This is a genomic window from Mesorhizobium sp. IMUNJ 23033 (assembly GCF_044778005.1).
In the GTDB taxonomy this organism is placed as follows: Bacteria; Pseudomonadota; Alphaproteobacteria; order Rhizobiales; family Rhizobiaceae; genus Mesorhizobium; species Mesorhizobium amorphae_A.
The window spans coordinates 252,234-270,325 of record NZ_JBJACT010000006.1 but is presented as its reverse complement, the minus strand read 5'-3'; the positions used below and the strand labels follow the sequence as shown (position 1 = coordinate 270,325).

The 18,092-nt window shown below is 62.8% G+C and carries 15 protein-coding genes and 1 tRNA gene; 14 read left to right on the top strand and 2 right to left on the bottom strand.

Going from position 1 to position 18,092, the window contains the following annotated elements:
* Nucleotides 1-333: 333 nt before the first annotated feature.
* The 3 genes from ACFX5Q_RS10335 to ACFX5Q_RS10325 all read left to right on the top strand — a co-directional run bounded on the left by ACFX5Q_RS10335 (nucleotide 334) and on the right by ACFX5Q_RS10325 (nucleotide 2,177).
* A tRNA-Ser gene (locus ACFX5Q_RS10335) sits at nucleotides 334-424 on the top strand.
* 212 nt (nucleotides 425-636) lie between these two features.
* On the top strand, nucleotides 637-879 hold the full coding sequence (locus tag ACFX5Q_RS10330) for a GIY-YIG nuclease family protein (RefSeq protein WP_404277370.1): 243 nt from the start codon (nucleotides 637-639) through the stop codon (nucleotides 877-879).
* Nucleotides 880-1,001: 122 nt separating this feature from the next.
* The gene (locus ACFX5Q_RS10325) at nucleotides 1,002-2,177 is read left to right on the top strand and encodes a porin (protein ID WP_404277369.1); all 1,176 of its coding nucleotides are present in this window, start codon (nucleotides 1,002-1,004) and stop codon (nucleotides 2,175-2,177) included.
* Nucleotides 2,178-2,312: 135 nt separating this feature from the next.
* On the opposite strand, the gene ACFX5Q_RS10320 is transcribed toward ACFX5Q_RS10325, so the two are convergent.
* Nucleotides 2,313-3,992, bottom strand: a complete 1,680-nt coding sequence (locus tag ACFX5Q_RS10320; protein WP_404277368.1) for a tetratricopeptide repeat-containing sulfotransferase family protein — start codon at nucleotides 3,990-3,992, stop codon at nucleotides 2,313-2,315.
* A 108-nt stretch (nucleotides 3,993-4,100) separates the two neighbouring features.
* On the opposite strand from ACFX5Q_RS10320, the gene ACFX5Q_RS10315 reads away from it, so the two are divergent.
* The 7 genes from ACFX5Q_RS10315 to ACFX5Q_RS10285 all read left to right on the top strand — a co-directional run bounded on the left by ACFX5Q_RS10315 (nucleotide 4,101) and on the right by ACFX5Q_RS10285 (nucleotide 12,726).
* Entirely contained in the window at nucleotides 4,101-5,213 is a 1,113-nt protein-coding gene (locus ACFX5Q_RS10315) for a pyridoxal phosphate-dependent aminotransferase (protein ID WP_404277367.1), read from the top strand.
* Nucleotides 5,214-5,800: 587 nt separating this feature from the next.
* Nucleotides 5,801-7,009, top strand: coding sequence for a CAP domain-containing protein (locus ACFX5Q_RS10310; protein WP_404277366.1), 1,209 nt, complete (start codon nucleotides 5,801-5,803; stop codon nucleotides 7,007-7,009).
* A 151-nt stretch (nucleotides 7,010-7,160) separates the two neighbouring features.
* Nucleotides 7,161-8,903 (top strand): type I secretion system permease/ATPase, encoded by a 1,743-nt coding sequence (locus ACFX5Q_RS10305; protein ID WP_404277466.1) that lies wholly within the window; start codon nucleotides 7,161-7,163, stop codon nucleotides 8,901-8,903.
* Nucleotides 8,900-10,333 carry an HlyD family type I secretion periplasmic adaptor subunit gene (locus tag ACFX5Q_RS10300; RefSeq protein ID WP_404277365.1) on the top strand — a complete coding sequence of 478 codons (1,434 nt, stop codon included), beginning with the start codon at nucleotides 8,900-8,902 and terminating at the stop codon, nucleotides 10,331-10,333. Before ACFX5Q_RS10305 ends, ACFX5Q_RS10300 begins: the two co-directional genes overlap by 4 nt.
* Nucleotides 10,334-10,584: 251 nt before the next feature.
* Nucleotides 10,585-10,869: an acylphosphatase gene (locus tag ACFX5Q_RS10295; RefSeq protein WP_404277364.1), complete on the top strand. Its 285-nt coding sequence runs from the start codon at nucleotides 10,585-10,587 to the stop codon at nucleotides 10,867-10,869.
* A gap of 74 nt (nucleotides 10,870-10,943) precedes the next feature.
* The gene (locus ACFX5Q_RS10290) at nucleotides 10,944-11,594 is read left to right on the top strand and encodes a TetR/AcrR family transcriptional regulator (RefSeq protein WP_404277363.1); all 651 of its coding nucleotides are present in this window, start codon (nucleotides 10,944-10,946) and stop codon (nucleotides 11,592-11,594) included.
* Nucleotides 11,563-12,726 (top strand): isovaleryl-CoA dehydrogenase, encoded by a 1,164-nt coding sequence (locus ACFX5Q_RS10285; protein WP_404277362.1) that lies wholly within the window; start codon nucleotides 11,563-11,565, stop codon nucleotides 12,724-12,726. Before ACFX5Q_RS10290 ends, ACFX5Q_RS10285 begins: the two co-directional genes overlap by 32 nt.
* 17 nt (nucleotides 12,727-12,743) lie before the next feature.
* Here ACFX5Q_RS10285 and ACFX5Q_RS10280 read toward each other — a convergent pair whose 3' ends face one another.
* Nucleotides 12,744-13,148: a hypothetical protein gene (locus ACFX5Q_RS10280; protein ID WP_404277361.1), complete on the bottom strand. Its 405-nt coding sequence runs from the start codon at nucleotides 13,146-13,148 to the stop codon at nucleotides 12,744-12,746.
* Nucleotides 13,149-13,388: 240 nt separating this feature from the next.
* On the opposite strand from ACFX5Q_RS10280, the gene ACFX5Q_RS10275 reads away from it, so the two are divergent.
* The 4 genes from ACFX5Q_RS10275 to ACFX5Q_RS10260 all read left to right on the top strand — a co-directional run bounded on the left by ACFX5Q_RS10275 (nucleotide 13,389) and on the right by ACFX5Q_RS10260 (nucleotide 18,037).
* Nucleotides 13,389-14,996 carry a carboxyl transferase domain-containing protein gene (locus ACFX5Q_RS10275; protein WP_404277360.1) on the top strand — a complete coding sequence of 536 codons (1,608 nt, stop codon included), beginning with the start codon at nucleotides 13,389-13,391 and terminating at the stop codon, nucleotides 14,994-14,996.
* 1 nt (nucleotide 14,997) lies between these two features.
* The gene (locus ACFX5Q_RS10270) at nucleotides 14,998-15,528 is read left to right on the top strand and encodes an O-acetyl-ADP-ribose deacetylase (RefSeq protein ID WP_404277359.1); all 531 of its coding nucleotides are present in this window, start codon (nucleotides 14,998-15,000) and stop codon (nucleotides 15,526-15,528) included.
* Nucleotides 15,529-15,648: 120 nt separating this feature from the next.
* Nucleotides 15,649-16,023 carry a hypothetical protein gene (locus ACFX5Q_RS10265; protein WP_404277358.1) on the top strand — a complete coding sequence of 125 codons (375 nt, stop codon included), beginning with the start codon at nucleotides 15,649-15,651 and terminating at the stop codon, nucleotides 16,021-16,023.
* Nucleotides 16,024-16,072: 49 nt separating this feature from the next.
* The gene (locus ACFX5Q_RS10260; protein ID WP_404277357.1) at nucleotides 16,073-18,037 is read left to right on the top strand and encodes an acetyl/propionyl/methylcrotonyl-CoA carboxylase subunit alpha; all 1,965 of its coding nucleotides are present in this window, start codon (nucleotides 16,073-16,075) and stop codon (nucleotides 18,035-18,037) included.
* Nucleotides 18,038-18,092 lie beyond the last annotated feature (55 nt).

Here is an 18,092-nt window from a genome sequence, read left to right as displayed (position 1 = left end):
ACATTACCCATGAGGCGGCGGCGTTCAACCACGATCGTACCGGCAAAAGGGCAGTTCGGGCGCTATCCCCGGTCGTTGTTGCACAAATGACACGATTTGGCCTCACTCCGAAAGCTCTCGTTAACCATCTGGGCTCCCGCGGCCCTTGCAATGCGGCCGAATCCGGCGACGGCGCCGCCGCAATTGCGGTCATGTCACCCGAGTCGCCGGCCAGGGAATTGCCGCAGAATCGCCGCATGGCGTAGGCTGTCCGTCAGGCTACGCCGGATTTTTCCGCGATAATGGCGCCAGCTGTTGATTGTACCGGCGCTTTTCTTTATCCAGCGGCGCAACGGAGAGGTGGCCGAGTGGTCGAAGGCGCTCCCCTGCTAAGGGAGTAGAGGTCAAAAGCTTCTCGTGGGTTCGAATCCCATCCTCTCCGCCATCCTGCTTCGCTCTTCGAGCTTCGCAGGACAAGCCCAACCCTTATGAGCGAAGCAGGATGCCCTCCGAAGCCGTAGCGAAGGAGGGCCGGTCCGCCTGCGCGCCCTACACGCGCGCAGGATAAGTATAGCGAATCCCTTGCAAAATTGGATTGGCAGTGCCTCCTGCGCGGAGCAGGATGCCCTCCGAAGCCTTGGCAAAGGAGGGCGGTTCGTGTGGTATGTGTATCTTCTGGAGAGCGAGGCTACAGAAGGCGAGCGCTATGTCGGCGTGACGTCGGACCTAAAACGACGGCTTGCTGAACACAACGCAGGAAAAGCCAGCCATACATCCAAGTTCCTGCCGTGGCGGATCGTCACCTATATGGCCTTCTCAAACCAGGCCAAGGCAGCTTCATTCGAGCGCTATCTCAAATCCGGTTCGGGGCACGCTTTCGCCAACAAACGCCTGTGGTGATGGCCGCACGCCCACGCAAAGTCCCGCGGTTTTCCAAGAAAAAATAACGATAACAATAGCGTAGAGAAGAACGCACGCTGCCATCTCCGCTGTTTCGTTCGATTCTGACTGGAGGTCAGAAAATGAACATCAAGAGCCTTCTCCTTGGCTCCGCTGCGGCCCTGATCGCAGTTTCCGGTGCGCGCGCCGCCGACGCCGTCGTCGTCGCCGAGCCGGAACCGGCTGAATACGTCAAGATCTGCGACGTCTACGGCTCGGGCTACTTCTACATCCCCGGCACCGAAACCTGCCTGCGCATCGGCGGCTTTGTCCGTTACGACATCGGCGCCGGCGACGTCGGCTCGTTCGATGGTGCTCGCGCCTTCAACCAGTTCGGCGACCCCAAGGAACAGGACACCTGGTACAAGAACACCCGCTTCACGCTGAAGACCTGGACCGGCCAGGAAACCGAGCTCGGCACCTTGAAGACCTACACCGAGACCCGCTTCAACTTCGGCAACTCCAACGGCTATGGCGATGACTTCGGCAATGACGCTGTCAACAAAGGCGTCACGCTGAACTTCGCCTGGATCCAGCTCGGTGGCCTGCGCGTCGGTAAGGACGAATCGGCCTTCAATACGTTCATCGGCTACGCCGGCAACGTCATCCAGGATACGCTGGTTCCCTATGGTGGCTTCGACACCAACGTCGTCCAGTACTATTTCGACGCCGGCAACGGCTTCTCCGCAGTGGTTTCGCTCGAAGAAGGTTCCGGCGATGCTGGTGCTGCTGTCCTCGATGGGGCTGGCAACTATGTCTTCAATGCCACGTCCGGCAACGACACGATCGACAGCTACGTGCCGCATGTCGTCGGCGGCGTGAAGTACACGCAGGGTTGGGGCGATATCATTGCTGTCGGCGCCTATGACAGCACCTGGGAAGAGTGGGCCGGCAAGGTTCGCCTCGACGTGAACGCCACCAGCGAACTGTCGCTGTTCCTCATGGCCGGCTACGGAACGGACGATAACATCGACCGCAACTTCTACAAGCAGTGGGGCGGCAACTGGGCTGTGTGGGGCGGTGGCACCTACAAGTTCAACGAGAAGACCTCGTTCAACCTGCAGGCATCGGCTGACGACGACAAGAACTATGGCGTCGCGGCGAACGTCGCTTACGACATCGTGCCCGGCTTCACGGTCACGGCCGAAGTCGACTACGACCACGACGGCAAGTTTGGCGACGTTGACAATCGCAACTGGACCAATGCGGACAAGAAGAACAGCGTCGGCGGCCTCCTCCGCTTCCAGCGCTCGTTCTAACAGGCTCGACCTGACTGAAATCGAGACCCGGCGGGCAACCGCCGGGTTTTTTGTTGGGCACCGTGTTCTTTGAGGACGACGGGCTCCGCTCAAGAATTTCGTAGGTAACGGCGAAACAGCGACGGGCCCTCACGCTCAAATGTCGGCAAGATCTCCCAAGGCGTCGATCAGCGGCTGGATCTCGCTTTCGTAATTCGTCCACTGCTTGACGGACGACGTATAGATCGGCTGGCGGACCTGCCAATTGCTATAGGTTTTTACGGAGCCGCCCCTGTCAAAAAAGCGCAAGCAGCTATCGTCCCAGGGTAGTCGGAGATAATCTATGAGACAGCGCGACTGCTTCTCTTGATTTTCAATCAACGTCTCGTACCGGTTTTCGAAGATACGGCCCGGGAAAATCTTTTCCCAATGCCGCATCAGACGATCATACTCCCTGTAGTAAAGCCCCAGTGTCTCCAGATCGGCGCTATAGCTATGCCCTTCACTGAGTTGCAGGACAAAGCAAGAGATACAGTTGTCAATGGCGTCGCGGCGACAATGAATGATGCGCGCGTTGGGGAAAAGGATGCCAATCAGGCCGACCAGCTCGAAATTGTGAGGCATCTTGTCGACAATTCGAAGCGCATCAGGGGCCCGCTCGCGCAGGTAGGCAAGATGCTCCGCAGCCAGCGCCCTGGACAGCTGTGGAGTCATCGATGCGATCGCCTCACCCGGGCTTATGTCGGAACCATGCCTAAGATCGAGCCCATTCGCTGTGCGTCTAAGCTTTGCTAACTCGCCAGCGCCATGAACATTGGGATGGCTGGCGCAGATCTGCTCAGTCAGTGTTGTGCCCGAGCGAGGCATCCCGACTACGAACACGGGCACCTCCGAGACATTGCCAGAAGCAGTCCTTGAAGCCACCAAATCCGGTGTAAAGGTTTCGATCAGGGCGTCGACCCAACGCCGGTAGGATTGCACATCGAAGCTCTGGCCTCCGGCTTGATTTCCTTTTTTGAAGTGATCCATCGCCTCCTTGTAGCGACCGAGGTCGTTGAGCAACTTTCCGGCCGCGTGATGGAGCGCCGTCGCTCCCTCGGATCCGTGGTCAGGGTCTTGAAGCTCCGTCAGGATCGCCGCGAGTTCTGATGGCTCTTCAGTGAATTTGTGCGTGCGTACAAGTGCATTGTAGGCAGCAGGTACCGCGATGCGCCGATCTATTGCCTCTTTGAGATGAACCGCGGCTTCGTCCATACGGCCGAGGCTTGCCAGCGCACGAGGCAGCCCCAACCGGGCCATGGGATGATCTCGGTCGACCCTGAGCGCCTTCTCAAAGAGCGGCAGCGCCATTTCCCCCTTGTCAAACGAATTGTATGCATCGCCCAAGGCGCAAAGCGCTTCCACCAGATCCGGCTTCAATGTCAGTGCGTACTGAATGTGTTCGATCGCCGGTGTAAACTCGCTGAGCCTCAAATAGGCTTGACCGAGGCTAAGGTGGTAGTAGGGATTTAGAGGCTCCTGCGCGATCGCCCGAGCAAAATACCGCATAACCTTCTCTTCGCCGTACCCGATCCCCAGCGTCCCCAGTATATAAAGGGCCAGCGGATGTTCGGGCGTTCTAGCCAGAACGCGATGACAGAGTTCTTCCGCCTCAGGCAATCGATTCTCTTGCTGGAACTCGAGCGCCTGCCTCAACATCATATCGTTGGCCTGAGCGCGAGACGGAGCCGCCTTTGCGGGCTGAGGTTTCGGTTGCCCAACTTTCGGCGGTGCGCCCTTCGGCGCTGCTTGGGTTTTAAGGTGCTTGGCCCAAGCGGGCGGCAATCGGTTGCTCATTCTATTTCGCTAGCAAAACGGATCGGCGAAATCCAGTGCGGCATTGTCATCTTGCGCCCAACATGCCTCCACGCTAGCAAGAAGACCGATTTTCGAGCGAGCCTTACTATGCGCCAGCGCCCTCCCCTCACGCCGCTTGTCGGCGCGCTTCCCTCGACGGTGCCGTTTGTCGGGCCGGAGGCGCAGGAGCGTGAGCGTGGCCGTGCTTTTCGTGCCCGCATCGGCGCCAATGAGAGCAGCTTTGGCCCCTCGCCGCGGGTCATCGAGCGCATGGCCGGGATTGCCCGCGACATGTGGATGTATTGCGACCCCGACAATTTCGACCTCAAGGTCGCAATTGCCGCCCATCTCGGCGTCGGTGCCGAGAACGTGGTGGTCGGCGAAGGCATAGACGGTCTGCTCAGCCTGGTGGCGCGCATGTATGTTGCGCCGGGTGACGCGGTGGTGACCTCGCTCGGCGCCTACCCGACCTTCAATTTCCATATTGCCGGCGTCGGCGGCAGTCTGGTTGCGGTGCCCTACGAGGGCGACAAAGAAAGCCTGGACGGGCTGCTCGCGGCGGTCGTCGCGGATAAGGCGCCTCTGGTCTATCTCTCCAATCCCGACAATCCGATGGGCAGTTGGTGGGAGGCGGCCGAGATCACCCGCTTCATCGAGGCGCTGCCCGAGACCACCATGCTGGTGCTCGATGAGGCCTATGGCGAATTGGGGCCGGCCTCGGCGCTGCCGCCGCTCGAAGTTTCCCGACCAAACGTCATTCGCATGCGCACTTTCTCCAAAGCGTACGGGCTGGCCGGCATACGCTGCGGCTATGCGGTGGCGGAGGCCCAGGTGATCCGCGATTTCGAGAAAATCCGCAACCACTATGGCGTCAGCCGCATGGCGCAGATCGCCGGCGTCGAGGCGCTTGCCGACCAGGTCTATCTCGAGAGCGTGGTGGCGCGGGTCGAAGCTGGGCGGCCGCGAATTGCCGGGATCGCTGAAGCAAACGGGCTGAAGCCGCTGCCTTCGGCGACCAATTTCGTCACCATCGACTGCGGCAGCGATGGCGCCTTCGCGTTGAAAGTGCTGCAGGGGCTTTTGGCGCGCGACGTGTTCATCCGCAAGCCGATGGTGCCGGTGCTCGACCGCTGCATCAGGGTCAGCGTCGGGCTCGACCACGAGCTCGACATTTTCGCCGAGGAACTGCCGGGCGCACTGGCAGCAGCGCGAGGGAACTAGTCGGTTCCCGTCGCGCAGCCGCACTCATTTCGCATTGCATCGAATCGGTCGTCCGTCGGCACGCCGGCCTTCCTTGATCGATGCTGGGCTCGGAATTTTTAGTTCACGCCAAGCGAACCGTGTGAAACCCAACATCCGCTTCGAAGCCGTCTCGCCGGTGCAGAAGCGGGCCTTGCCAGGTCGACACAGATATATCCTCTTTGAACGACCTGTTCTTGTCGAGGCTCCCCTCTCGATCGAGTACCGTCCGCTTCCGGACATTTCGCGCATCTCTCGTACGGGAGATACATTAGCGAATTCCAGCTCTTAAGGGTCCTCGGAAAAACCGCGCCGGGAAAATATAGAGTTCTCGAAATGGCACCATGGCCTGAGCAGAAGCGTCAGAAGAACTTGAGAGCTCAGCCGAAAACTGATCCTGCACCCTGATTTCAGCCTTGCTAAAGCGATCCGGCAAAATCGCACACGATATATGTGCGTATGTTCTAATTTGTTTACTTTAGCGCCGAATCATAAACACATATGCTGCTCAAGGACGGGTGACGGGAAGCACAGGGGGTTCAATACCATCAGAACCCACGGGGATACCAATGCCGCAACACAGTGCCAACGAGCAGTATCTGCTCGAACTCATCAATGCCGAGCGTGCGAAGACAGGTGCCCAGCCTCTGGCCTTCGACAACGACCTCAGCGAAGCCGCCGAAGGTCACGACCGGTGGATGCTGGCAACCGACATTTTTTCGCACACCGGTTCCGGTGGCTCGTCGCCGACGACGCGCATGAAGGCTGCAGGCTATGTCCTGACCGGATCGTGGGCCACTGGTGAGAATATCGCCTGGGCAACGACCCGCGCCCCGACCGGCTATGTCGACGAGGTCAAGCTCCTCCACACCAATCTGATGAATTCCTCGGGACACCGGGCCAACATCCTCAATCCCAACTTCCGCGAAGTCGGCCTTGGCTTCGAGGTCGGCGACTACAAGGGCCGCAGCAGCGCCTTCGTCACCGAAGACTTCGCCAAGACCGGCACCGACCTGTTCCTGACCGGCGTCACCTTCGACGACAAGGATGGCGACCGTTTCTACGATCCGGGCGAAGGGCTCGGCGCCATCACGGTGACGGCCAAGAATTCCGCCGGCCAGACCTTCAAGACCACGACATCGGCTGCCGGCGGCTACGATCTGGTGCTGAAGCCTGGCACCTACACGGTGACATTCTCGGGCGTGAACATCGCCACCTCGACGCAGACCGCGACGATCGGCACCAAGAACGTCAAACGCGACCTGATCGATCCGACGATGAAGTCGGGCACGCTTGCCGCGACCGCCTCGGCCGACGATGCCAGTTCCGACACGAGCGACACGCAGCCGGTGGCATCGGCGGCTCCCACCGCCGTGGCGGATGCGGGGAGCAACAATGCCGGCAACACCACCAAAAGCTGGCTCGCCGACATCTTCAAGACCCATTCGGCGGCGAAGCAAGGCACCCTCAGCGCCAATGAGACTGCAGGCGGCGCGACAGATCAGGACACATCACATACGGCCGTGCTTGGCAGCGAGCATTTGCAGTTCCGCCAGACAATCGCCTCACCCACCAATGCAGAGGATATTTCCGATCTGCTCGATGGCGGCGGCCCCTTCCATCAGGCGATAGACCGCGCGGTGGCGGCGTTGCAGGCGCATATCCCGGCTGACGGCCACATCGTTGCCGATGCGGGCGACGCGGCGCATGCTGCGGTGGCCAAGATCCTGGCTCAGATAGCCCAATCGGACCATCAGAGCGCAGACCTCATGGGCTGACCGCGAAATGCAAGACTGCCTGGCGGTCCGTGCTTCAGGCGCGGGCCGCCGCGAATTTGAAGGAGATTTGACGCCCCAGCCATTCTGACGGCAGCGTTCGGATTTCCAGACCGCCAGATGCCGATGGCCGGGCATAGTTGAGGTAAAGATACTGCTTCATCCGTTTTCGCCAAACCCGAACCGCAAGGCTCGCTCCGAGCTGCGGGAGGCTCTTGCCTCCTTCCGCCGTGCCTATGTTGCCGTTGCCGGCTTCAGCGGCCTGATCAACATCCTGATGCTTTCCGGCTCGCTGTTCATGCTGCAGGTCTATGACCGCGTGCTGCCCAGCCGCAGCGTGCCCACGCTGGTGGCGCTGATCATCCTGGTGGCCGTGCTCTACGTCTTTCAGGGCATTCTCGAAGCGGTGCGGGCACGGGTGCTGACGCGCATAGGCGCCGGCATCGAGGAGACTATCTCCAGCCGCGTCTTCGGCTGCGTGGTGCGCCTGCCGCTGCGCACGCGCGACCGTGGCGAAGGGCTGCAGGCGCTGCGCGATCTCGACCAGGTGAGCGGCTTCCTCTCCGGCCCCGGCCCCGCCGCCCTGTTCGACCTGCCATGGATGCCGCTCTATGTGGTGATCTGTTTTCTCTTCCACCCATGGATCGGTGTTGCAGCGCTCATCGGCGCCCTTCTGCTGGTGTCGCTGACGGTGCTCACCGACCGTCTGGTTCGCGGGCCGACCAAGGCGATGTCGAGGTTCAGCACCAGCCGCAGCGCGATCGCGCAGTCGAGCACCCGCAACGCCGAGGTGCTGGCCGCAATGGGCATGGGCGAGAGGCTGGCTAGCCGCTGGAGCCGGGCCAATGCCGACTTTCGCGAGGCGCAGGAGCGCGCCAGCGACCTGACAAGCGGGCTGGGCGCGGTGTCACGCATCCTGCGCATGATGCTGCAGTCGATGGTGCTGGCGCTCGGTGCCTATCTGGTCATCCACCAGCAGGCGACGCCCGGGATCATCATCGCCAGCTCAATCCTCACGTCACGCGCGCTGGCGCCTATCGAGCTTGTCATTGCGCATTGGAAGGGCTTCCTCAACGCCCGCCAGAGCTGGCGGCGCCTGGACGATTTGTTTGCGGCGCTCCCGGCATTGGAGAGCGGGATGGAGCTGCCTGCCCCGACTGGCGAGCTCTCGGTCGAGAGCATCAGCGTCGTGGCCCCCGGCGACCGGCGCCTGGTGGTGCAGGACGTCGAATTCTCGCTGCGCGCCGGATCGGGCGTTGGCGTGATCGGCCCAAGCGGCTCCGGGAAATCCTCGCTGGCGCGCGCGCTGGTCGGCGTGTGGCCGGTGACGCGCGGCAAGGTCCGACTCGACGGTGCGGCCCTCGAGCAATGGCCGGCGCGCTCGCTCGGCCGCCATATCGGCTACCTGCCGCAGGACGTCGAACTGTTCGCCGGCACGGTCGGCCAGAACATTGCGCGTTTCGACGACGATGCCGTGCCGGAGACGATCATCGCGGCGGCGCGGGCCGCTGGCGTCCATGAAATGATCTTGCGCCTGCCCGAAGGCTATCGGACGGAAATCGGCGAAAGCGGAGCGGCACTTTCGGCCGGCCAGCGCCAGCGTGTGGCATTGGCGCGCGCGCTGTTCGGCGATCCGTTCCTGGTCGTGCTCGACGAACCGAATTCCAACCTCGACGCCGCCGGCGACCAGGCCCTGACGCAAGCCATCGAAGGCATCAAGGCGCGCGGCGGCATCGCCATCGTGGTGGCGCACCGGCCGAGCGCGCTTGCCGCACTGGACCATCTGCTGGTGCTCGGCAGCGGCAGGCAGCAGGCCTTTGGCCCGAAGAGCGAGATAGCGCGGCAGGTGCTGCAGCCCGCAGCCGTGCCGCTTCATGCGGTGGGAACGGCGGGATGAAGATGGCGCTTGCAATGCCCAGCTTTGCAACGGAGGGACTGCATACGGCCAGGGACTTGGCGTTGCGTGCAAGGTCGATGGCGCTTGCCTTTCTCGACAAGGGAGCAAAGCCAGTCGAGGCCGCATCGCCGCAACAGCAGCGGTTGCGGCGCGCCATTGACCGCAATGTGAGGCTGGGCGGCATCGCTGCCCTCGTGCTGGTCGGCGGACTTGGCCTTTGGGCGGTGACGAGCAATCTTTCCGGCGCCGTGGTCGCGGCCGGCCATCTGGTCGTCGATTCCAACGTCAAATCGGTCCAGCATCCGCAGGGCGGCGTGGTCGGCGCGCTGAATGTGAAGAATGGCAGCATGGTCGCGGCCGGCGACGTGCTGGTGCGGCTCGACGACACGGTGGCACGCGCCAATCTGGCCATCGTCGACAACGGTCTGGACGAGCTGTCTGCCCGCCGTGCCAGGCTGATGGCCGAACGCGATGGCGCCACGGCGGTCGCTTATCCCGAACAGCTTGCGGCACGCGCGGCCGAGCCCAAGATCGCCGAACTGATCGACGGCGAGAACAAGCTGTTTGCCTTGCGCGGCCAGGCACGCGACGGCCAGGTCTCGCAGTTGCGCGAGCGCGTCGTGCAATTCCGGCAGGAGATCGCCGGTATCGAAGCCCAGCAGAAGAGCAAGCAGCAGGAAATCGCGCTCACCAAGGTCGAACTGCAGGGCATGCGGGACCTGTGGAAGAAGAAGCTGGTGCCGATTTCGCGGCTGGCCGACCGCGAGCGCGCCCAGGCACGGCTCGACGGCGAGGACGGCCAGCTTACCGCCGCGGCCGCGCAGACGCGCGGACGCATCAGCGAGACGGAACTGGCGATCATCCAGATCGACCAGGACATGCGCAGCGAGGTGGCAAGCGAGCTGCGCGAGATCGACGCCAAGGCGAGCGAGTTGCGCGAGCGCCAGATCGCGGCCCAGCAATCGCTGAAGCAGATCGACATCCGCGCACCGCAATCCGGCCGGGTGCATCAGCTGGCGATCCATACGGTCGGCGGCGTCATTTCGCCGGGCGAAGCGATCATGCAGATCGTGCCGACGGCCGACGCGCTGGTGGTCGAGGCGCGTGTCGCCCCTCAGGACATCGACCAACTGCGCATCGGACAGCCGGCGACGCTTCGCCTTTCCGCATTCAGCCAGCAGACGACGCCGGAGGTCGAAGGCGAGGTGGACCGCATCTCGCCCGATCTCATCGAAGACCAGAAGGCCGGCGTCTCCTACTATGCCGTGCGCATCGTGCTGTCGGCCAGGAGCCTCCAAGAGGCAGGCCCGCTGGAGCTGAAGCCAGGCATGCCGACCGAGGTTTTTCTCAGGACCACCGACCGCACGGTGCTTTCCTATTTGCTCAAGCCGTTGACCGACCAGGCCAGCCGCGCGTTTCGCGGCGACTAGCAATCCAGCTCAGGCTTTGGCGAGGATGCTTATCTGCCATGCGGCAGGTCTATTGGCGACTTCCGCTCGTTGCGGTCTGGCACCTGTATCGGCAGCAGGAGAGCCCGACCTGCGATTGGATCATGTCATACATACGTAGCCCAGAGCGCGAGCATCCGGCCCCCGCGCAATCCCGATGTAAGCCGCTTGCATTCGCTGGGTGAAGCGCCAGATTCATCCGCACAGCGCATGGAGACGCTTTGGGGTGAACGATGAGTGATCGGCAAAGGGCGGTGCAGGCGCGCGTTTTCGGCAGAGTGCAAGGCGTCAGCTACAGGGTCTGGGCACGAAGCGCGGCGATTGGACTTGGCCTTGTCGGCTGGGTGCGCAACGAAAGCGATGGTTCGGTGACGGCACGGATGGCCGGAACCAACGCCGCGGTCTCGTCAATGATCGATCGCCTTTGGATCGGCCCGGCAGGCGCTTCGGTTTCGCGCGTCGACGTCGAGGAAATCAGCTCCTGGAACGCGCCATCGAGCTTCACGATCGTTGTGTGAACAGGGCACGCAGATTGCGCCCCCTTGAATTAATTGAACGTTTGTTTTATTATTTGCCTCGATGAGGTGAAAAAATGGCCCGCACGACCGGTTCCGATGGCGAAAAGACCGAGGCTGCCGTCCGCGAGGCGGCGGTCAGCCTGATCGCGCGTCTCGGCTACGAAGCGATGTCGATGCGCCAGTTGGCGGCCGAAGTCGGCGTGCAGGCGGCCGCGCTCTACCGCTATTTTCCGACCAAGGAAGACCTGCTGTTCACGCTGATGCGCGAACACATGGAGGGGCTGAGCGCAGCGTGGGAGACGGCACGCCCGACAACTGCCGACCCGGCCGCACGGCTCGCCGCCTATGTCCGGAACCACATCGCCTTCCATATCGAACGCCGCCACGCCACGCATATCTCCAACATGGAGCTGCGCAGCCTGTCGCATGAGCGCCTGACGCAGATCCAGCGCATGCGCACAGCTTACGAAAAGGAACTGCGCGCGATCTTGCGCGACGGCGTGGAGACGAGCGCCTTCGACATCGACGATACCGGCCTGACCGCCATGGCGCTGATCCAGATGATGACCGGCGTCATCGTCTGGTTCCGGCCGGGCGAGCGGCTGTCGATCGCAGAGGTCACGGCGTCGTATCTTTCGATGACAATGCGCCTCGTTGGCGCAAGGATCGACACTAATACCGGGGAGGAACGGCATGTACACGAATACGCTCAGCTTCGGGCTTGACGAAGACATTGAGGCGCTGCGCGACCTGGTGCGGCGCTTCGCCCAAGACAGGATCGCGCCGATCGCCGCCGAGATCGACCGCTCGAACGAATTCCCGGCGCATCTGTGGGCCGAACTCGGCGCGCTCGGCCTGCTCGGCATCACCGCCGATCCCGATTTCGGCGGCACCGGCATGGGCTATCTTGCCCATGTGATCGCGGTGGAGGAGATCTCGCGCGCCTCGGCCTCGGTCGGTCTTTCCTATGGCGCCCACTCCAACCTGTGCGTCAACCAGATCAACCGCTGGGCGACACCGACGCAGAAGGAGAAATATCTGCCTCCGCTCTGCAGCGGCGAAAAGGTTGGTGCTCTCGCAATGTCGGAATCCGGCGCCGGCTCGGATGTCGTGTCGCTCAGGCTGCGCGCCGAAAAGCGCAACGACCGCTATGTGCTGAACGGCTCGAAAATGTGGATCACCAACGGTCCGGATGCCGAGACCCTGGTCGTCTATGCCAAGACCGATCCGGAGCGCCATTCGCGCGGCATAACCGCTTTCATCGTCGAGAAGACAATGGCCGGTTTTTCGGTGGCGCAAAAGCTCGACAAGCTCGGCATGCGCGGCTCGAATACCGGCGAGTTGGTGTTCGAAAATGTCGAGGTGCCGTTCGACAATGTGCTGCATGAGGAAGGACGCGGCGTCGAGGTGCTGATGTCGGGCCTCGACTATGAGCGCACGGTGCTTGCCGGCGGCCCGATCGGGCTGATGGCGGCCTGCCTCGACGTGGCGATCCCTTACGTACACGAGCGCAAGCAGTTCGGCCAGGCGATTGGCGAGTTCCAGCTGGTGCAAGGCAAGCTGGCCGACATGTACACGGTGATGAGTGCCGCGCGCGCCTACGTCTATGCCGTGGCCGCCGCCTGCGACCGCGGTCAGACCACCCGCAAGGACGCCGCCGGCTGCGTGCTGTTTGCCGCCGAAAAGGCGACTCAGATGGCGCTCGACGCGCTGCAGCTGCTCGGCGGTAATGGCTATATCAACGACTATCCGACCGGCCGGCTTTTGCGCGACGCCAAGCTCTACGAGATCGGCGCCGGCACCAGCGAAATCCGCCGCTGGCTGATCGGACGCGAGATCATGGCGGAGGGGGCGTGATGCTCCCCTCCGCTGCCTCAGGCGAATGCCCTCGGCAAATCAGTGGTGGGCTTGGCGACGATCTGGTGCGCATCGCGCCACAGGACCTCACGCTGCTGCGCCGACGTGATCGACCGCACTGGCAAGCCACCCTCCTCGATCAGCCAGGCGCAATAACGCGCACGGCTGATCGCTTCCCTGGCGTCCGGATGGAACCAGCAGATGCCCCAGATCGAATTCCGGCACTTGAAATGCCGGCCAACCCTTCCCGGAATGGGCAGGTGCTGGTTGAACCAGTCGAACTGGTCCTCCAGTTCGCTATGAATCCATTCCGGGCAGCCGTTCCGGTACAGATACCAGGACGCCCGGAAAAAGCCGGTCTCCACCCGGCTCCCTGGATGGATCAGCGGCGTTACAAACCGCACAAACATGATGACACCCACGACGCTTGCAGGCGTCGTGTTCCTCTCGCTCAAATTCGGGACGTGGAAGGCCGCCCTTCGGCGGCGTCAGGCCATGGCCGAAGGGAGACATCTGGTGAAACGCTTACGCATGCCTTTCATCGTCGCCTCCTGAGGGTGTCACTCGTACAAAAGAAACCACGCTTGGCACGCAGCATCCGGGCGCGGGCTGATACACTGGTTCCCTTGCGGCATCAAGAGGTGTGAGGAAACGACAACAAGATGGCCACGCTGCAAACCCAGATCTCCCCCTCCTCCGAAACTTTCCGCGCCAATGCCGAGCGCATGCGCTCGCTGGTTGCCGATATTGCGGAGAAGGCTGCCACCGTCGAGCGCGGCGGCTCGGATGAGGCGCGCGAGCGCCACCAGGGCCGCGGCAAGCTTTTGCCGCGCGAGCGCCTTGCCCAGTTGCTCGACACCGGCTCGCCCTTCCTCGAGATCGGACAGTTCGCGGCGTGGTCGATGTATGGCGAGGACATCGCCGCGGCCGGCCTCATCGCCGGTATTGGCCGCGTCGAGGGCACCGAGGTCATGGTCGTCGTCAACGACGCCACGGTGAAGGGCGGCACCTACTACCCGCTGACAGTGAAGAAGCATCTGCGCGCGCAGGAGATCGCGCTGCAGAACAATCTGCCTTGCGTCTATCTGGTCGACAGCGGCGGCGCCAATCTGCCCAATCAGGACGAGGTGTTCCCCGACCGCGAGCATTTCGGCCGCATCTTCTACAACCAGGCCAACATGTCGGCGGCGGGCATTCCGCAGATCGCCTGTGTCATGGGTTCGTGCACGGCGGGCGGCGCCTATGTGCCGGCGATGTCGGATGAGACGATCATGGTGCGCAACCAGGCGACCATTTTCCTCGGCGGCCCGCCGCTGGTGAAGGCCGCCACCGGCGAGGACGTCAGCGCCGAGGATCTTGGCGGTGCCGATGTGCACACGCGACTCTCCGGCGTTGCCGACCACTACGCCATGGACGACGAACACGCGCTGGCCATTTGCCGGCGCATCGTCAAGAACCTGAATCGGAACAAGGCCGTAAGCCTGAACTTACAGAAATCGATTCCACCGCTTCACGATCCGCATGAGCTCTACGGCATCGTGCCGACAGATCTGCGCCAGCCCTATGATGTGCGCGAGGTGATCGCGCGTGTCGTCGACGGTTCGGAGTTCGACGAGTTCAAGCAGAACTACGGAACCACTTTGGTCACCGGTTTTGCCCATCTGCATGGCATGCCGGTCGGCATCATCGCCAACAATGGTGTCTTGTTTTCCGAAAGCGCGTTGAAGGGCGCGCATTTCATCGAGCTGTGCTGCCAGCGCAAGATCCCGCTGGTGTTCCTGCAGAACATCACCGGCTTCATGGTCGGGCGAAAATACGAGGCCGGCGGCATCGCCAAGGACGGCGCCAAGCTGGTCATGGCGGTCGCCACCGCCAAAGTGCCGAAGGTGACCATGATCATCGGCGGCTCGTTCGGCGCTGGCAATTACGGCATGTGCGGCCGCGCCTATTCACCGCGCTTCCTGTGGATGTGGCCGAACGCCCGCATCTCGGTGATGGGCGGCGAACAGGCGGCGACGGTGCTGGCCATGGTCAAGCGCGAGGGCATCGAGCGCAAGGGCGGTGAGTGGAGCGCCGAGGAGGAAGCAAAATTCAGGAAGCCGATCCTGATGAAATACGAGCATGAGGGCCACCCCCTCTATTCATCGGCGCGGCTCTGGGACGACGGCATCATCGATCCGGCAAGGACGCGGGAGGTGCTGGCGCTGAGCCTCTCGGCCGCGCTCAATGCCGAGATCGAGGAGACACGCTTCGGCGTGTTCAGGATGTAAGATGAGCGAGGTCGGCAACAGGATCAGCCTCCACACCGGCGACATCACGAAGCTCGAGGTCGACGCCATCGTCAACGCCGCCAACTCGTCGCTGCTCGGTGGTGGCGGTGTCGACGGCGCCATTCACCGCGCGGCCGGTCCCGAACTCCTAGCCGAATGCCGAATGCTGAACGGCTGCAAGACGGGCGATGCCAAACTCACCAAGGGCTACAGGCTGCCGGCACGCTATGTCATCCACGCGGTCGGACCGGTCTGGCAAGGCGGCGGCAAGGGTGAGGCCGAACTGCTCGCCTCCTGCTACCGCCGCTCGCTCGAACTCGCCGCCGCCAACGATTGCCGGACGGTGGCGTTTCCGGCGATCTCGACCGGCGTCTACCGCTACCCGAAGGATGAGGCGACGGAGATTGCTGTCGCCACGGTAGACACCTTCCTCGATAAGAACACGGTTCCAGAAACCGTCATCTTCTGCTGTTTCGACGAGCAGACAGCAGAACTATACCGGCAGGTCGTTGCTGCCCATCGTGGAGCCTAGACTGCATGGCCGAAGCGATCGATCCACAGCTCGAAGTGCGATTTTTCATTCCAGAACTGGCGGCGCCGGAAGTTAGGCGCTATTGCTCATCCTGCACTTTCCAATGGGCATGGGATGAAAATGGAACTGAAATACTTTCGCAAGACGACTGTCTCGATACTTGCAGGATTGCTTATATTCGTGGTGCCCGGCGTCGGGTCGGCGGCATCGCTGGCTGGGAACAAGGGCGATATCCGTTTCCACCCGACTTTGTCGGGAAACCCGAAGTCCGATTGCACCAAGGCATACAATGCCTATGTGGCGGCCAGCGGCCACTCGGCCTATGCGACCACGCCCTACATGCGGGTGACGTCGATCTACATAATCTGCGGCGCGCACCTGAATGCGCAATCGCAGAAGGCGGCCGAAGAACTGGCGATGAAATCCTGCAAAGCCACCCGCGCTCATTACAAGGTCACAACCGGCGGCGCTTGCGAGATCGCAGCTTCCAAGTAGGCTGGTTCCTGCCAGACTGGCGCCGCCCGAAGCAAACCCGGGAGGCTCCATGTTCGCCAAGATCCTGATCGCCAATCGCGGTGAGATCGCCTGTCGGGTGATCCGCACGGCGCGCAAAATGGGTGTGCGCTGTGTCGCCGTCTATTCCGACGCCGACGCTAAAGCCATGCATGTCGCGATGGCCGACGAAGCCGTGCATATCGGTCCCTCGCCGGTCGGCGAAAGCTATCTGCGCGGCGACAAGATGGTCGCCGCGGCCTTGGCGACGGGCGCGCAGGCGATCCACCCCGGCTACGGCTTCCTCTCGGAAAACCCTGATTTCGTCGACCAGGTGACCGCGGCGGGGCTCACCTTTATCGGCCCGTCGGCGGCCTCGATCCGCGCCATGGGACTGAAGGACGCTGCCAAGCGGCTGATGGAAAAGGCCAGCGTGCCGGTGGTGCCGGGCTATCATGGCGAGGCGCAGGAGATCGTGCTGCTCGCCTCCAAAGCACGCGAGATCGGTTACCCCGTGCTGATCAAGGCGCGCGCCGGCGGCGGCGGCAAGGGCATGCGGCGCGTCGAGCATCCCGACGATTTCTCCGAAGCGCTGTCGGGCGCGCGGCGCGAGGCCAAGGCGGCGTTCGGCGACGACCGCGTCCTGGTGGAAAAATATGTCGACAAGCCAAGGCACATCGAGGTGCAGGTGTTCGGCGACAATTTCGGCAACGTCGTGCATCTCTACGAACGCGACTGCTCGGCGCAGCGCCGCCACCAGAAGGTGATCGAGGAAGCCCCTGCCCCCGGCATGACGCCGGCATTGCGCAAGGCGATGACGGAAGCGGCGGTGAAGGCCGCCAAGGCGATAAGCTATTCCGGCGCCGGCACCATCGAATTCATCGTCGATGCCTCGCAAGGGCTGAAGGCGGACCGCTTCTGGTTCATGGAGATGAACACCCGCCTGCAGGTCGAGCATCCCGTCACCGAAATGGTCACCGGCACCGACCTGGTCGAATGGCAGCTCAGGGTGGCGGCCGGCGAGAAGCTGCCGAAGACGCAGGGCGATATCCAACTCTCCGGCCATGCCTTCGAGGCACGTATCTATGCCGAAGACGCGGCAAAGGGATTCCTGCCGGCGACAGGCACCCTGCATCATCTGAAATTCCCCGACGCAACACCGGAAGGCGCTACCATACGCATCGAGACCGGCGTGCGGGCGGGCGATGCGATCTCGCCCTTCTACGACCCGATGATCGCCAAGCTGGTCGTCCACGGCAAGGACAGGCCTGCAGCACTCGATGCGCTCGGCTCCGCGCTGGCGCAGACCGAGATCGCCGGCTCGACCGTCAACACCGCGTTTCTGGCGGCGCTTGCCGCCGATGCGGATTTTTCGGCCGGCGATATCGACACCAGTCTGATCGGCCGGCATCAGGAGGCGCTGACCGTCGTCCCGCCGCCGAGCGGCGAGACCGTCGCCGCAGCAGCGCTCGCGGCCTCCGGCGCCGGGGCGCAAGTGCCATCCGACGATCCCTGGTCATCGCTTTCCGGCTATGCGCATTTCCACATGGTGGCGCGGCGCACGCGGCTGCGCCATGGCGAGGAGGATATCCTCGCGCGGGTTTCGGTGCGGCAGGACGGACGCTTCGAGGTCGCGCTGAGCGCTCCCTACGAAGGTGTCAATTCGCACGATCTTCGCGCCTCCCCTCGCCTCGCGCGCTGGCCCGGCCACGTCACCGTGTTCGAAGGCGCGACCAGCTACAATTTCGCGGTGCCGGATCCGCTGGCCAAGGCGGACGAAGCCGCCGCCGCTTCAGACACCCTGCGGGCACCGATGCCGGGCCTGGTCAAGCTGGTGCGCGTGGGCAAAGGCGACGCCGTCACCAAGGGCCAGCCGCTGCTGATCCTGGAAGCAATGAAAATGGAACATACGATTGCCGCGCCGCATGACGGCGTGATCGCCGAGATCGCGGTCGAGGGCGCGCAGGTCAGCGACGGCACCGTACTGGTGCGCTTTGCCGAGCAGGACCAGGGATAGCCGCCCGAAAATGAAAATGGCCGGGCAAGCCCGGCCATTTCCAACTGTCAGGTAG